At 59.5% G+C, this 13,653-nt stretch carries 14 protein-coding genes and 1 tRNA gene; 8 read left to right on the top strand and 7 right to left on the bottom strand.

The genetic code is table 11. The features are described from left to right. Positions 1-256 precede the first annotated feature (256 nt). Complete coding sequence (locus tag FWJ47_RS11950; RefSeq protein ID WP_147109471.1) at positions 257-1,510, bottom strand: tyrosine-type recombinase/integrase; 1,254 nt, start codon at positions 1,508-1,510, stop codon at positions 257-259. A 29-nt stretch (positions 1,511-1,539) separates the two neighbouring features. Then, on the bottom strand, positions 1,540-1,863 hold the full coding sequence (locus FWJ47_RS11945) for a helix-turn-helix domain-containing protein (protein ID WP_147109467.1): 324 nt from the start codon (positions 1,861-1,863) through the stop codon (positions 1,540-1,542). 244 nt (positions 1,864-2,107) lie between these two features. Here FWJ47_RS11945 and FWJ47_RS11940 point away from each other — a divergent pair, with 244 nt between their 5' ends. The 5 genes from FWJ47_RS11940 to FWJ47_RS11925 all read left to right on the top strand — a co-directional run bounded on the left by FWJ47_RS11940 (position 2,108) and on the right by FWJ47_RS11925 (position 4,449). Then, positions 2,108-2,338: a helix-turn-helix domain-containing protein gene (locus FWJ47_RS11940; protein WP_147109464.1), complete on the top strand. Its 231-nt coding sequence runs from the start codon at positions 2,108-2,110 to the stop codon at positions 2,336-2,338. An 82-nt stretch (positions 2,339-2,420) separates the two neighbouring features. Next, on the top strand, positions 2,421-3,164 hold the full coding sequence (locus tag FWJ47_RS11935; RefSeq protein WP_147109460.1) for a helix-turn-helix domain-containing protein: 744 nt from the start codon (positions 2,421-2,423) through the stop codon (positions 3,162-3,164). Between the two features lie 491 nt (positions 3,165-3,655). Continuing rightward, entirely contained in the window at positions 3,656-3,805 is a 150-nt protein-coding gene (locus FWJ47_RS12110) for a hypothetical protein (protein ID WP_170228595.1), read from the top strand. 25 nt (positions 3,806-3,830) lie between these two features. Then, positions 3,831-4,034: a hypothetical protein gene (locus FWJ47_RS11930; protein WP_147109456.1), complete on the top strand. Its 204-nt coding sequence runs from the start codon at positions 3,831-3,833 to the stop codon at positions 4,032-4,034. 49 nt (positions 4,035-4,083) lie between these two features. Beyond that, on the top strand, positions 4,084-4,449 hold the full coding sequence (locus FWJ47_RS11925) for a hypothetical protein (RefSeq protein WP_147109453.1): 366 nt from the start codon (positions 4,084-4,086) through the stop codon (positions 4,447-4,449). Positions 4,450-4,775: 326 nt separating this feature from the next. On the opposite strand, the gene FWJ47_RS11920 is transcribed toward FWJ47_RS11925, so the two are convergent. Next, positions 4,776-5,504 carry a DUF5677 domain-containing protein gene (locus FWJ47_RS11920; protein WP_147109450.1) on the bottom strand — a complete coding sequence of 243 codons (729 nt, stop codon included), beginning with the start codon at positions 5,502-5,504 and terminating at the stop codon, positions 4,776-4,778. A gap of 403 nt (positions 5,505-5,907) precedes the next feature. On the opposite strand from FWJ47_RS11920, the gene FWJ47_RS11910 reads away from it, so the two are divergent. Together FWJ47_RS11910 and FWJ47_RS11905 are read left to right on the top strand one after the other, a co-directional pair. Beyond that, the gene (locus tag FWJ47_RS11910) at positions 5,908-7,935 is read left to right on the top strand and encodes an ATP-dependent nuclease (protein WP_147109447.1); all 2,028 of its coding nucleotides are present in this window, start codon (positions 5,908-5,910) and stop codon (positions 7,933-7,935) included. A gap of 638 nt (positions 7,936-8,573) precedes the next feature. After that, complete coding sequence (locus FWJ47_RS11905; RefSeq protein WP_147109444.1) at positions 8,574-9,248, top strand: hypothetical protein; 675 nt, start codon at positions 8,574-8,576, stop codon at positions 9,246-9,248. A gap of 997 nt (positions 9,249-10,245) precedes the next feature. On the opposite strand, the gene FWJ47_RS11900 is transcribed toward FWJ47_RS11905, so the two are convergent. From FWJ47_RS11900 to FWJ47_RS12175, 3 genes are all read right to left on the bottom strand, one after another. Next, entirely contained in the window at positions 10,246-10,785 is a 540-nt protein-coding gene (locus FWJ47_RS11900; protein WP_147109441.1) for a hypothetical protein, read from the bottom strand. A 105-nt stretch (positions 10,786-10,890) separates the two neighbouring features. Continuing rightward, positions 10,891-11,607: a hypothetical protein gene (locus FWJ47_RS11895; protein ID WP_211359047.1), complete on the bottom strand. Its 717-nt coding sequence runs from the start codon at positions 11,605-11,607 to the stop codon at positions 10,891-10,893. 36 nt (positions 11,608-11,643) lie between these two features. Next, positions 11,644-11,988 carry a DUF3644 domain-containing protein gene (locus FWJ47_RS12175; protein ID WP_211359046.1) on the bottom strand — a complete coding sequence of 115 codons (345 nt, stop codon included), beginning with the start codon at positions 11,986-11,988 and terminating at the stop codon, positions 11,644-11,646. 386 nt (positions 11,989-12,374) lie between these two features. On the opposite strand from FWJ47_RS12175, the gene FWJ47_RS11890 reads away from it, so the two are divergent. Continuing rightward, a complete protein-coding gene (locus FWJ47_RS11890; protein WP_147109438.1) occupies positions 12,375-13,199 on the top strand; it encodes an SAM-dependent methyltransferase in 825 nt (274 codons plus the stop codon). A gap of 294 nt (positions 13,200-13,493) precedes the next feature. Here FWJ47_RS11890 and FWJ47_RS11885 read toward each other — a convergent pair. After that, a tRNA-Met gene (locus FWJ47_RS11885) sits at positions 13,494-13,567 on the bottom strand. Between the last annotated feature and the right edge of the window lie 86 nt (positions 13,568-13,653).

Raw genomic sequence — 13,653 nt, 5'->3', positions numbered from 1 at the left:
CGGCTCAAGCCGAATTGCGGTCGAACAGCTGCACCCCTGCCAGCACAGCCATTCAGCCTCGTAGGGAGTGCGGGACTTGAACCCGCGACCCAAGGATTATGAGTTGTGCGATGCGGCTTACGCCTTAGTTCGCTGTAATGCGTGTACGTCGCTGACCTGGGGTTTTTCTATATTTTGCATATCGTCGTCGTCCGCGGTAGTCCGTTGTCGTCCACACAAATGGCCACCAAAATGGCCACCAGCTCAGTGCGCCCTTTCATCCCCACAGTGCGGCGGAGAGCTTGTCGGCGGTGTCCTTCTTCACGTCGTCGAGCGCATGCTGATAGCGGTTTAGCATCGCCATGTTGGACCAGCCCATGATCTCCATGACTACACGCGGCTGGACGCCGAGCTCGAGCAGCATCGTGGCAGAGGTATGCCGGGCATCATGTAGTCGCACTGCGTCGACTCCAGTGCGCTCGATGAACCGCTTCCATGCGCTGGAATCGTTCGACGGCTGATACGGCCGACCGTTGCGTTGGCAGAAGACCAGGTCGACCTCGACACCGTTCGGATCGCGATAGGGTTGGCGACGCTCACCCTCCTGCTCACAGAGGATGATGTGCTTAGCCCACAGTGCCTGCATCTTCTCCTTGAGCTCCCCGGGCAGCGGGTATGAGCGGAAACCGCTCTCTGACTTGGGCACTCCGAAGAACAGCCCTCCCCCGGTGCGTTCAGGACAGAACTGCGGCTTCTTGCCGCAGACGGGACCACCGGAGTTGCAGCCATGCTCGAATTTCCGCGCGTAGAGCTTGCGCTTCAGATCGATCTTGGCGTTGTCGAAGTCGACGCAGTCCCAGCCCAGACCGAGGACCTCAGACTGACGAGGCCCGTAGCTGAGTGAGAACATCCAGCGGACGCCCTGCTCCAGCGGCAGCTCATCGGCAGCTTTCATGATCTTTCGGGCATCGGAGCTGGTGAGCACTTTGGGCCGGAACACCTCGTCCTTCGACTCAACCGGCCTGCTGACTTTGTCCATAGGATTGACCGCGATCTTGTCGCGCTTCAAGGCCTCTTTGAACGCTACCGAGAGAATGCTGTGCGTCTGCCTCACAGTGCCGGCGCGCAGACCTGACTTCCGCATTGAGGCGTAGAGGTCTTCGATCTGCTTTGCGGTGATCTTGTCCAGCTGAGAGCTGGCGATGGCAGATGGCAGCATATGATTGCGGATCGAGGACTCGTAGCCCTCCCAGGTCTGATACTCGAGCCCTGGACGTTGGATCTTCTCGAGCCAGTGATGGAGCCACTCAGCAAGTGTCGGAGGCTTGGTCAGCACCACCTTGTTGTCTTCGACTTCGCGCAGCAGTTTGCGACGGTTCGCCGCGCACTCTGCAGATGTCCGTCCGTAGACGGGCCGGCGTATCCGCTTCTTAGTAACAGGGTCTTTCCCGATGGTGACGTCAGAGCGCCATCGACCATCTGAGACCTTGTATGTGCCTGTGCCTTCGTGATTAGAGCGTCGCTTGGTCATCAGGACGCCCTGCGCCCAATAGGGGCCTTTCAGCCTGAGACCTTGACGATGTGCTCCGGCGGTACTGCATAGTCAGGATCAGGAAGGGCCTCCTCCATCCACCTGCTCCGCAGACTCAGCGCCTTGTCAAGCAGCTCCGAAGCGTCCATGTTCAGAGCCTCGGCTACGTCCTCGATGTCGTTCGTTAACCACTGAGCATCGTTGAGCAGCCGTTGCGATACGTACCCCTTGGACTTTCCGATCCTTCTTCCCAGCTCCGTCTGGCTCAGACTTTGCCGGCCCAGCTCAGCCTTGATCTCACTTGTCAGCCCCCGGCTGAGCAGCCCGGGCGGGCCCGATGGCTTCTGCGCCATGCATCTTCTCCTATCCATTTTGTACTGATTTATGAGCCAACTGTACCTGGATATACACATCTAGGGCATACGTGGTCGCGACTCACAGGAAAGTCACAGTTTCAGCTCGATTGTCACGTTTTTGCTGATATATGAGCAGAAATGGGAACTTCTAGACGCTAAGGAGAGCTTGATAGGTCATATACAGCGACCTACAGTGGGGCCAACACGGAGAACAGCGACAGCCGAGGAAAGGCAGAGGAACATGGCGGCACAGATTGAGTCAGCAGCAGGGAAGACGGCTATCGCCGATTCACTGCTGTCAGTCGAGCAGGTCTGCCAGCTCCTGGGAGTGAAGAAGACATACGTCTACAGCCGGATGAACAACGGTGAGCTGGCCTACGTGCCGCTCAGCGACGGAAAGCGAGAGTTCCGGCGAGTTCGGCCGAAAGATCTTGACGCATTCCTTGAGTCCCGCTTGGTACCTGCTCGCTGATCCCACAGACACACGAAGACCGATTCGAGAGCGATGGCGCCGCGCTGGAATCGATGAGAACAATCTTGGAGAGGACATCGAAATGCCAACAGTCAAAGAAGCAGCCGCTGAACTGGGACTCGGCCCGGAGAGGGTTGCCCAACTGACCCAGAGGGGCCAACTGCCTGCCAGCAAAGTTGATGGACGGTGGATCATCGAACGCAGCGACCTCAGAGCCTACAAGCAGGAGCGAGAGTCGAAGGTGTCAGTCAGCAAGGCAGCCGCTGCGCTTGGACTCAGCGAAATTACGGTCTGCGTGGCGATCCGTGAAGGCTCTCTGCCTGCCAAGAAGATCGACGAGCGGTGGCTTATCGAGCCCGAAGCCCTTGAGGCCTATAAGCAGGAGCGGCAGCAGATGAAGCAGGAGTTGCAGCTGAGGGCGACAACCGAGGAAGCCGCCGCTGATCTGGGCCTCGGGGTCTTCAGAGTTATTCAGCTGGCCCGCGAAGGCACGCTGCCTGCCCGCAAGATCAACGGTCAGTGGCTCATTGATCGCGAAGGCCTTGAGGCCTATAAGAAGCTGCGGCAGACACCCGGTACGAACGAAGTCGGAGCAGCTCTGGGGCTCAGCGCTGATCGAATCACCGACCTCATCCGCACAGGCCGGCTGAAGGCCTCAAAGATCGGTCCTGGTCGGATGTCGCACTGGAAGATCCAGCCCAGCGATCTGAAGAGCTTCAAGAAGCTGCGCGAGACCACAGCGGCCGGGCCCGGCTTCGAGCTGCGCAGCCAGGACTGGATCAACGCTCGGCTGGCCCAGCAGGCCACGAAAACCCCTCAGACATAGTGAGACCCCCAGGGGGACAACCCGGGGGCCTCAGACACCAAACCAATGACGCTGGCCTAGTGCCAGATCAACCTGAAGACAGGAGATCGAAATGACGCTCCCAATTGTGAACGACGCACCGAATGAGCGCAAGGGCGCTGCAGAGGAGAAGACAGCCATGACGGTGAACTATGACGAGGTGCCGCACGTAGCCGGTGAATGCGTGAGCTGTATGAACGAAACGCCCTGTGAGATTCCCGGAGGCTGCTTGGCGCCGGCTAGGGCCGAGCACTACGCCACCTGCGATGGCTTCGAAGTGTACAGGCTCGGCGAGACGCTTCCCACTGATAGGCCGTTTTGCTCTTGCGATGTCAAGGACGAGAAGCATGCTCGTGAGACACGGCATGAGCAGCTGGCAGCCGCAAGGGCGCAGCACCACTAGACCCCGAGCTCCATCAGTGAGCTACCAACAAGAAGCAGTACCCCCAACAAGTCCCGAAAGGACACCAATCATGAGTGCAGCAACTATCGACCAGATCGACCACGAGTTCGAGGCGACCTACGTTCGCAACGCCGAGGGCTTCGCTGTGGAGTCGGACGGCTCCGAGGTCTTCGTCTTCGACCCCCCGGGGCGACCGCGGCTTCTACCTCGACGCGGCTGAGGCCAGTGAGCTCTCAGCAGCGCTGATGACGGCAGTCACCGGCGCGGAGACCGGGACCGGCGAGTTCATCCCGAAGATCTCCTACGAGGGTGAGCACGTCTCTGTGGAGGCCGATGAACAGGAGCTCTTCGTCTTTGACAAGCAGGGAGACCGCGGAGTTCATCTGCCGGCAGAGGAGGCCTGGAACCTCAGTCAGGTCCTGAGGTCGGTGCTCAACATCAAGAACTAGAGCCTGCAGAACCGTAGGCCGAACAATCCCACCACGAAGGAGAAGCACGATGGCAACAACGAAGATCAAGGCAGCAGCGAAGACCCGCGCAGCAGAGATCCGCGCTCAGCTGGAAGCCGCTGAGGCGGAAGCGGCTGAGTTCGACAAGCGGGTGAAGGAAGGCCTGAAGACGGCCGGCGAGGCTCGCTCACAGCTTGTCGAGGAGCTCTACGAACTCTTCAGGATTGAGGCTGAGACGAAGATCCGGCACGACGGCGAGGGCAACGTGAAGAAGACGGCTGAGGGCCGGCCTCAGCGCTACAAGGTCGATCCCAAGGAGGAGGACCGCACAGCGAAGCTGAAGGCCAAGCTTGAAGAGCTGCTCACCAAGGCTGAGCGGAACGCGGCAGTGCCCCAGGGGGTGCATGGAAGCTGACACAGACTTACTTCATCGTACGAAGGCCTCGTCGGGATAAGCCCGGCGGGGCTCTTTCCTGTTCAGTCGAGGGGAAGGACGGTCAGGGGAAAGGGTGGCGATGATGCTGTGTGGAGAGCAACGCATCAGCTGCAGTGGCGATCGCGTCCATAAATGGCAGCAGCTGCCAGCCGTGATCTGGGCTTGACCGCCCGAGTGCTCTCTACGAACGGGGACAGCTGTGTGAACGTCCGCCTCACTGTCGAAACATGACGGGAATCCGCTATCTGCAACTAGACCCAGTTACGAGAGGCGAAGAGTCGTCACCGGAGTCGCAGACCGGCAACTTAGTCTTGCTCCTGAAGCGTACTGGAACCTTCGAAATACTTCGCATGACGCCTCATGATGGCTTCGATCTGCGGTGTGAAGAAGTAATCAAGGTCAGTCAGTCGTGAATAGCCATGAACCGCAGCGATCAGAGCGAATATTCCTGACGCTGCACAGGTGGACTCTTCTACGGGCTTGGCGGTACTAAGCAGGGCCATGTGATGCCCATCATCACGCATGTGAATGTAGGGGTTCGCCGTTTCAAAGGTGGGGTGGCTCAGTGCCGTGTAGGCCAACCAGGCCATATATAGACTGCCGGTATCCTCTGCCGTGCCTTCAACAGCGTGCTTGAGTCTCGTCAAGGTGCCGAGCTTCTTGGATTCGTCTGAGACTCCGTTTATGTAGGACTCGAGTTTCTCCACGATGTCAGGATCAAATTTCCACCCGTTCTTCTGTGCTTTGATCAGTTTGTCACTCGTGTCCTGCTTCGAAAGCATGGCAACTTCGATAAACCGATCGCCGACCGAGTTCGCCCACACGAGGCGGATCGCATGCTCCAAACTGGACCTGAGTAGTGGGGCTGCCTCACTCGCATACCCAGCTTTTTCCAACTTGATAGCAGCTTCCCCAGAACGAAGTGCACGCTGCAGCCAGCCCCAAGCAACCGACGGTGCGGCCCCGCGACTTCGCTCAGCGAGGTCATTGTTCTCGAGCCACAGCGGAGCTGGTCTCGGAGACTGGTTGATCATTCGCGTCAACTCCCGATAGATCGCATACCCGGGGTCGCTGGCTTTTGTCGCTTTTCGCTGAGCCGACTTACTGCGATGGGGCTTTCTCCGGCTCATGCATTCAGCATCGCAGAACTTTATGTAGGACAGTGGGACCCAGCTCTCCAAAATCTCCGACCCTCAGGTCGGCGTCGTCGCCTAGGCGTTCGCGAGCCAGCTTCACCATGTCGGGGCTAAGGTCGGGGCCGCTCATACAAGGCGTGAACAGATTGGTCTCGTTCGCACTTGAATAAGCCTCCATAAGGGCGTCGTAGTAGGACACACTTATCACCATCCGGTCGTCTGGGACAGACGAGGTTCTAAAGTACGCACTATGAGCCGTTGGTCATTCGATGGTCGGCATCACGAACGAGAGTAGGTATAAGTGCGCATTGCAGCTGTCACTATCCGGAACTACCGGAGCCTGAAGGATGTCACCCTACAAGTCGACGACTATGGGGCGTTCATCGGCGCCAACGGTGCCGGTAAGTCATCAGTCCTCTACGCGCTGGACTGGTTCTTCAACGGGACACCCCTCACCGAAATCGACGTCCACGGTTGTGAAGAAGGCGGGGTCATCGCCCCCGGGGCAACCGTTGAAGTCGCTGTAACGTTTACAGACCTCACCGACATGGATCGCGCAAGACTTCAGCAGTATGGGAGAGGCGAACGAGCCGTCATCCGTCGCACCTGGTACGCGGAAACTAACAAGACCAAGACGGTCGGTAACTCCAGACAAGGTCCGGGGTTCGCCGATGTAAGAGCCGACCAGTCCATCGGACTTCGCCGACAGGGTTATAAGACTCTGTGTGAGAAGTTCACTGAGTTGCCTGTCTTCGAAGGTGCGGCGAGTAAGGACGCAATACTTGGCGCCCTTGATGAATGGGAGGCCAACCCAGACAACGCCTCGAAACTAGTGGAGATATCCGACGCCGACGCCAACCAGATGATGGGATGGAACGGCGCGAACCTGCTCAGAGAATGCGTACGATTCGTGCTCATACCTGCCGCCACAAGCATCGCGGGTGAGGTTGGTACTGCGTCAAAGGGCACGGCCCTAACTGAGCTAGTCGGTACGTTTATGACAGCAGCAAGTGCGCGCGCCCAAGCGGCATGGTTACAGAAGCATGCGAGTGCTGTGGCCGAACTAAATGGTGAGATTCGTAAAAGCATCGAGGGGGCCACAGGTGTTCAGGCTGGTCGCATCAATACCCGACTCGCTTCACTGATTCCGAATGCCAGTGTGACGCTGACCCCCGCTGTCCCGGACTTCGTACCCAAAGTTGATGCGTCGATCACGACCGCAGTGACAATCGCTGGGGTCACGAACGATGTGTCGCGTCAAGGGCACGGAGTGCAGCGTGCTGTCATGATGTCGATGTTCCAAGTTATGGTTCCGGACGAGGACCTGACTAGGGAGACCCACGCGGTACAGGAGGGCGAAGACGACGCGGCTGCTCGGATGCGCCTGGAGGAGTCGCTCAAGGGGCTGCCGAGCATCACCGTCGCTATCGAAGAACCGGAGATCTATCAGCACCCGGTGCGCGCGCGATCCTTCGCTCGCACCCTTCTTGAACTCAGTACGCAGAACGGTGTGCAGGTTCTCTTAGCGACCCACAGTCCTTACTTCATTCAACCGGAGCAGTTTGGCGCGCTTCACCGATTCACCTACGCGGACGGGAAAACGTCCGTAGCAACAACATCAGTCTCTTCTGTCGCATCATCGTCTGGACTCGATCAGGACAAAGTCGAGAAGGCAATCGTAGCCAACGTACCTACGGAATTCTCTGAAGGTTTTTTTGCTGACGCAGTTGTACTCGTCGAAGGACCCACCGATCGCGTCGTTCTCGAAGCAGTAGCGACGAAGCTCGGACAGGACATGGATCGACTCGGAGTGACTGTTCTTTCCGTGGAGGGTAAGCCTGGGCTCCGTGTAACGCGGGCAATTCTTACATCGCTAGGCATTCCGACATATGTCCTTGCCGATGGAGACTTCGGGACCGCAGACCGGAAGGTGTACAACAACAAGACTGAGGATCAAATCACCTCAGCGAGAGCGCAAGCTCACGCAAAGCACAAAGCAGAGACAGATAGATTGATTGCAGCCCTGCCGCCCACATCGACCACCGCCCATGGAACCGTCCCATACTCCTTTGGCGACCAGAGTGTAGTCTGCCGAGACTTCACAATATGGAAGGACGACATTGAAGAGGAACTCTGCGCGTGGACAAGCTTCGAAACAGCTCTCGCCGAAGCAGGCGTTACGCTATCGGCTCGGAACGCAAAGAACCTCCTCGCCTACCGAAACGCGGTCCTTGCCGCGGATCACACAGACCTGCCCGGCATATTAAAGGCCGTAATCACGGAGATAGCAGTTCTCAGTGGGCACGGAACAGTCGGGGAAGTCGGGTGAGCCGACATGCGACTCCAGGCGCTGTTGCAGCAGGGGGTTCCCACCAAGAGCAGCGTATCGAGCTTCGCGTTCGTAGACGTGCCAGCGGCGCTTTACACGCGAGTCTTGCCATCCGGTTACCGAGTCGACAGCGGGGATCGAACAGTGAGGCAGTTGCAAGATGGCTAACGAGTCGGGAACACCTACAGGCGCGCCAGATCCAGAGTTTACTATTCACTCCTTCAACAACTACACCAACGTGTATGTGTCCTCATCGACTGCAGCACTCGATCTGGACAGCACACGTGTGGGTGAACTGCTTCGCGAGTTGCATCAAGAGGCGACTCGGGAACTTGCTCGAGGTGGCGTGGAGTACGCAAACTTACGGTGGGCGCTGACTCCTCGAGCGAAACGTGCGGAGGTCGCGTTCCTTTTTAACTCGAGCGCCGTCACGGGTACCCACTACGGGTTCGAACTGTCTAAAGCCTGGTTACCAGCGTTATGGCGTCACGGCCCTCAGAAGACTGCGATTAGTCAGGGTGACCTTCTCGACGCCCCGCCCGCTTGGGTGTGGAAGGAACTGGACGAGCACCTCATACGCACGACTGACTTTCCTCAATTGTCCACCGAACAGTACTGCGCCCTCTTACCTCACGAATATGTCGCGTAAACAGGTCAGCACCATGGACGCCGCGCTGCAAGAATCAACGGCCGCATATCTGGGGTACATCAACTGCTCGACGTGGACTCCACTCAAGTCGACCATGCTGCTTCCGCAGTACGCGATCCGCGCCGACGACGCGCTCATCGTTCCAGCCGACGAGGAAGGCTCACCGCACACCATGCTGCCCGCGGGAGACCACGACTTCCGCCTCGTGGGAGTCGAGCAGTCGATTTACGGCGTAGTGCTCGACCACCGCATGGACAACGGCGTACCGGAATGGGCCCACGAAGACAGCGCGCTCACGCTGACCGCACTCGATGGCAGTCAGAGCCCACTCAGTGAGCTGAAGTTGGATCTCGACGAGGGGCGGTTCACCTACCTGACTAGCGAGACCAACGGCCACGGGGCTTCGGTTCGTCGTGCAGGACTTCGTGGGCTGAGCCGCGAGGGGCTCCGCCAAGCTATTGAGACCAAAATCCAGAGTGGCCTGGTGTTCAATCTACGATTCGTCCACGGGAGTCGTGAAGGCAAGCCCGATCCTGACAACAACGCTCTAATGTTCACAGTACTAGTGGAGTTCCCCGACGACACTGACAAGGGTCGCCGCTATCAGGTTGGGATCAAGTACACCCCGGCGAGCCACACGGGGGAAGTCGTGACGTTTGTCTAACCAACCGCCCGACCTACGTGAGTGGATGGTGCTGACGTCGATCACGTTGCGTGCACAGCGGCGCTCAGCCGCATCGTAGGCCACGGCTACAGATGGCAGCAGTTGGCCCAGCGATTTTCCCTGACCGATCAGCGGGCCTCGCCCCGAAGGAGGAAGCAGGCCAGCCTCCAGCCAGGAGCCTCGCTCATTGCACGCGGTGAGCCAGCAGAGCGCTGCAGAGATGTGCAGCACCAGCTGAGTCCCACACAGCAACTGCAGCAGCAGAGTTGACAGCCCAACCGCATCGAGCAGGCGCCCAACGTGATGAGCGGATCAGGCATCAGCGGGCAGCGATCATGGCAACGAGGGCCTTCCGGCGGTCTTGGTCTGTGCGTCAGCGCGGACCAAGATATGCCGCTGAGCAGGTGCCTCTCCTCCCCCACCGAGAGCTGCGCCTGACAAGCCGGTCGGCGACGCGATGAGCCGGGATCGGCAAGCGACATTGGCTGCGTGTTCGCAGAGAGCCGGGCGCCCAGAGGGACAGCCGCAGCGGAGGAGTATCAGTGACGGTACGCAGAGCTGGTGCTACCCACGACGGATGAGACAGCCGGTGATGCATCAAGATTGCATCAAGATGCATCGGAGGTGCTGCAGGATCCGCGCAGAACTGCATCAGGATTGCATCAGAGATGCTGCAGACGGGGGCGCGGTACAGGGATGCATCAGGATTGCATCAAGATGTGCGCAGAAGTGTCGCAAAATTGCGCAACGATATCCACAGATGGGCGCTCAGAGCTGTGGATAACTAGGCTCAGAGAGGGTATCCAGAGTCGTTTCAACCCCTCGTGCAGCAGGATTGCAGACCAGCACAGCGCCCAGAGTGCGCGTTTCAGGACTGCTTCCGACACCGCTGCGCACTGGCTCCGGTCATCGCTTCGGACACTTGCTGATCCAACGCTATGAGGCCTGCTTCAGACTCCAGCTGCAGACCTCCCGCTCCCTTGTGTTCGCTTCGATCTCATCCAGTGATGGTGCTGGGCTTGGTCGCCGTCGAGGGTGGCGCTGTGCGGATGCCAGCGGTGACCGCCAGCAGCTGCTTGAGGTTGTCTCGGACATCGAGTGCGGTGTCGACCATCGCGCCCCACTCGGGATCGGCCGTCACAGCGTCGAACGCTGCTGCCTGCTCGCTGAGCGCTGCGTTGACCGCAGCCGAGGCCAGCAGCGGGCGGAAGGCACAGATCTCGGATCCGAACGGCGGTATCTGGACAGTGTCACTGATGACGCCGATGCCTGAAGCCTCCAGCACTGCAGGCAGGCCAGAGTGCTCGGAGTAGTTCTTGAGCAGCAGGTCGGTCTGCGGCGCATAGCGCGGCAGCCTGGCGCGGTCGTAGGTGATCGAGAGGTGCTCGATGTCGCCCTCAGGCGTGGTGAGCATCAGATGATGCGGCACATAGGAATCAGGACGGGTCAGCAGCACGACATCGCCGGTGAGGCTGATGCCGCTGTTGAAGGTGAGGGTGATGTCTCTTGCTATGGTCAGCTCGCGCGGGTCGCTCATGGGATCTCCGTAGATATGGATTGAGATTTTGCGCGGTCTCCCCCGGCGGCGGTTGGTGCCGCCTCCCATGTTCGGACAGTCCTCTAGATCCCGTGTCGGGTGCAACTAGCGTGAAGTCCCCACACCAGTCCTCCTTCGAGCGTTGTAATCATCCACGGCTCCCTCTACATCGAGACCCTGCTGGAGAGCTCGTTTCGCCCGCTCAAGGGCGGCATTGCTCAACCCCTGGAATTGGATGCTGCCGCTCGCGCTGCGCTTCTCCCTGTAGCACTTGGGATCATCCTTCAAACCTAGAGCTTCGACTACAGCCAGACCTTGGTGTCGGCTGAGTCCTAGCTTTCCCCCGAGCTTGGTCAGCTTCAGGGAGTATTTGTCGAATGTATCGACCTCTCGGTAAGCAACCGCTTCTTCATCCTCGTCGGCAGGCCGCACCGCCAGCTCTCCTCGTTTCGGATCTATGCGAAGGCTGACCTCTTGGACGTGGTCCGAACTTCGCAGTCCTCCGACGAGCTGAAGCCCCACGACGCCGGGGAACACAGATGACCACTCCCGTTGATCTTTGACCGCTCCGACTATCCGCTGAATCTCGGATTCAGCCGGCGGCTCGGTCTCCCCCCGGGCAGCACGGTCGAGTGCCAGAAGTGGAATGAGCCTGGCTCGAGCCTCAGCTGTCTGCCGCTTCCCTGGTCTTAGCATGGCAGAGATCTGTTCGACCTCCTTGCCGACGACTAGGCCAACCTCGCTAGGCGGACTGGCAGAAACCGGGAGCACGCGTCCTGGCATCACGTCAGTGAGATCTTGTCCGGTCAGCTCTTGCAGCACCTTCCTGAAAATGGTGACCGCAGAGCGAAGATGCAGCTACAGCACGTCATCGCTCATCTTGATGACATCATGTGTCGCGGCATCTCGGAGATCTCTGATGGCCATCAGCACCACGCGGTCGCCTTCTTCGAGAATACCTAATGAAGATTCGGCGATCGTGATGCATTTACCGAGATCGAAAGATCGATCGCTACCCGAAAAATTCACGCTACGGCGCTGCTCGTAGATGGCCCCCTTGAGCAGCATTTCGAAGGCGTGTGCAGCCAACATCACCGTGGCGTGTTCGCGACCCACTGGCGTCGGTCTGTTAAACAGCTCGATGGCTAGGGTTAGGGATTCCACAGCGGTGCTTACATATTGCTTCGTCTTGCGTGCGGCCACGACCCCAGCTCCACCCCTCAGACTTGATGCGACTGCTAGAGATTCAGCCTAATGCAGACCCACGCACGCCTTCGGTACATCTAGGGAGACTTCCCGGGGGTTGCAGCAACGAGAGAAAATCGAGTTGGTCATCTGAGGCCATTGGGGTTCCGCCATTCAGCGGCTTCTCTGCCAGCGCCAGAGGATGTGGTCGAAGTGGCCAAGGCCCAGACCTCTGGCAGCGACCCGCGGCGCGGCGGTCCCATACCGGGGACCCTGAAGCCCACTCTTCACTCACGGGCAATCAGCGATGCGCGGCACGACGGTTGATACGATGTTGGCATGTGCTCCTGATCCGATCCCCGTCCTAGCCACCCCGATGGCTATCACGATCAACCTGGAGCACCATGACTTCGTCGACTCGCCCTGCACCGTTCAGCGCCTTCACCACCCCCGAGTTCTGGGACGATCCGCACATCTCGGCGCGGATGCTCGCCAACCACCTCGACCCGGCCAACCCGATGGCTTCCCGCCCACACGAGTTCATCGACCGGTCCGTCGAATGGCTCATCTCCGTCCTGCACCTCCAGCCAGGGGCACGGCTGCTGGACCTTGGCTGCGGCCCCGGCCTCTACGCCCAGCGCTGCGCCAACCGCGGCATACAGGTCTTCGGCGTGGACGTCTCCACCCGCGCCCTGGCCTACGCACGTGACCAGGCCAAACAGGCCGCGGTACCGATCACCTACCGCCAAGGCGACTATCTGACCGGCGACATCGGTGAGGACCATGACGCCGCGATCCTCATCTACGAGGACTACAGCGCACTCAGCCCCGCCCAGCGCGCCCAGCTGCTCTCCCGCGTCTACGACGCACTACGCCCGGGCGGACGGATTCTGTTCGATGTGACCAGCGCGGCACGCTTCGCCAACTTTTCCGATTCCATCATCTCCGAGACCAACCTCATGGACGGCTTCTGGGCCGAGCCCCCCTACCTGGGGACGCACGAGACTTGGACCTATCCCGACCAGCGTCTCGTGCTCGACCGCTACACCATCAAGACCAACAGGAGCACCCGGCAGTTCTGGAACTGGATGCACTGCCTCACGTCCGAAGAAGTCACCACCGAACTCACCACAGCAGGCTTCACACCCACCGGCCTCCACGCCGACGTGACAGGTAGCCCGTACACCGAAACCGGCCCCACCTTCGCGATGCACGCCCAGCGCGAGTAACCCGGGCACAAGCACGGCTCGCCGCTACACTGGAACCGCGCACACGCGCACGATCACAGGTGAGTGTGTTTGGAGCACCTCGGCTAACCCAGATCACACCACTCAGGCCGGTCTCCCTCGAAGATGATCGCCAGGCGCCCAACGCGTCATCCGGCGCGCCCGGTCTTGTGGCCACCGGATTGGCCACCAGCAGAAGCAAAGGCCACCAAAAAGGCCACCAGAGACAAAAAGAGACCCGCCTCGGCAAGTACCGAAACGGGCCTCCTTCCCTCTATTCTCAAGGTTCTGCGTCCGTAGGGAGTGCGGGACTTGAACCCGCGACCCAAGGATTATGAGTCCTCTGCTCTAACCATCTGAGCTAACTCCCCTCGCCCCCTGCAGAGGGGCCGCTTCATCCTATCCGAGGCCCCTGAAGACGGTCGCATCTGGCCCAGCTCCGGCTCAGGCCAAGGGA

Source organism: Nesterenkonia populi (assembly GCF_007994735.1).
In the GTDB taxonomy this organism is placed as follows: Bacteria; Actinomycetota; Actinomycetes; order Actinomycetales; family Micrococcaceae; genus Nesterenkonia; species Nesterenkonia populi.
The sequence above is the reverse complement of the archived record's forward strand: the minus strand, read 5'-3'. Positions and strand labels throughout refer to the sequence as shown.

What these genes read in the sequence shown, in the direction of transcription:
- FWJ47_RS11930 (WP_147109456.1), top strand. Translation starts at nt 3,831, where the DNA reads ATGACGGCAGTCACCGGCGCGGAGACCGGGACCGGCGAGTTCATCCCG.
- FWJ47_RS11940 (WP_147109464.1), top strand. Translation starts at nt 2,108, where the DNA reads ATGGCGGCACAGATTGAGTCAGCAGCAGGGAAGACGGCTATCGCCGAT.
- FWJ47_RS11925 (WP_147109453.1), top strand. Translation starts at nt 4,084, where the DNA reads ATGGCAACAACGAAGATCAAGGCAGCAGCGAAGACCCGCGCAGCAGAG.
- FWJ47_RS11920 (WP_147109450.1), bottom strand. Translation starts at nt 5,504, where the DNA reads ATGATCAACCAGTCTCCGAGACCAGCTCCGCTGTGGCTCGAGAACAAT.
- FWJ47_RS11935 (WP_147109460.1), top strand. Translation starts at nt 2,421, where the DNA reads ATGCCAACAGTCAAAGAAGCAGCCGCTGAACTGGGACTCGGCCCGGAG.
- FWJ47_RS11900 (WP_147109441.1), bottom strand. Translation starts at nt 10,785, where the DNA reads ATGAGCGACCCGCGCGAGCTGACCATAGCAAGAGACATCACCCTCACC.
- FWJ47_RS12110 (WP_170228595.1), top strand. Translation starts at nt 3,656, where the DNA reads ATGAGTGCAGCAACTATCGACCAGATCGACCACGAGTTCGAGGCGACC.
- FWJ47_RS11890 (WP_147109438.1), top strand. Translation starts at nt 12,375, where the DNA reads ATGACTTCGTCGACTCGCCCTGCACCGTTCAGCGCCTTCACCACCCCC.
- FWJ47_RS11905 (WP_147109444.1), top strand. Translation starts at nt 8,574, where the DNA reads ATGTCGCGTAAACAGGTCAGCACCATGGACGCCGCGCTGCAAGAATCA.
- FWJ47_RS11950 (WP_147109471.1), bottom strand. Translation starts at nt 1,510, where the DNA reads ATGACCAAGCGACGCTCTAATCACGAAGGCACAGGCACATACAAGGTC.
- FWJ47_RS11945 (WP_147109467.1), bottom strand. Translation starts at nt 1,863, where the DNA reads ATGGCGCAGAAGCCATCGGGCCCGCCCGGGCTGCTCAGCCGGGGGCTG.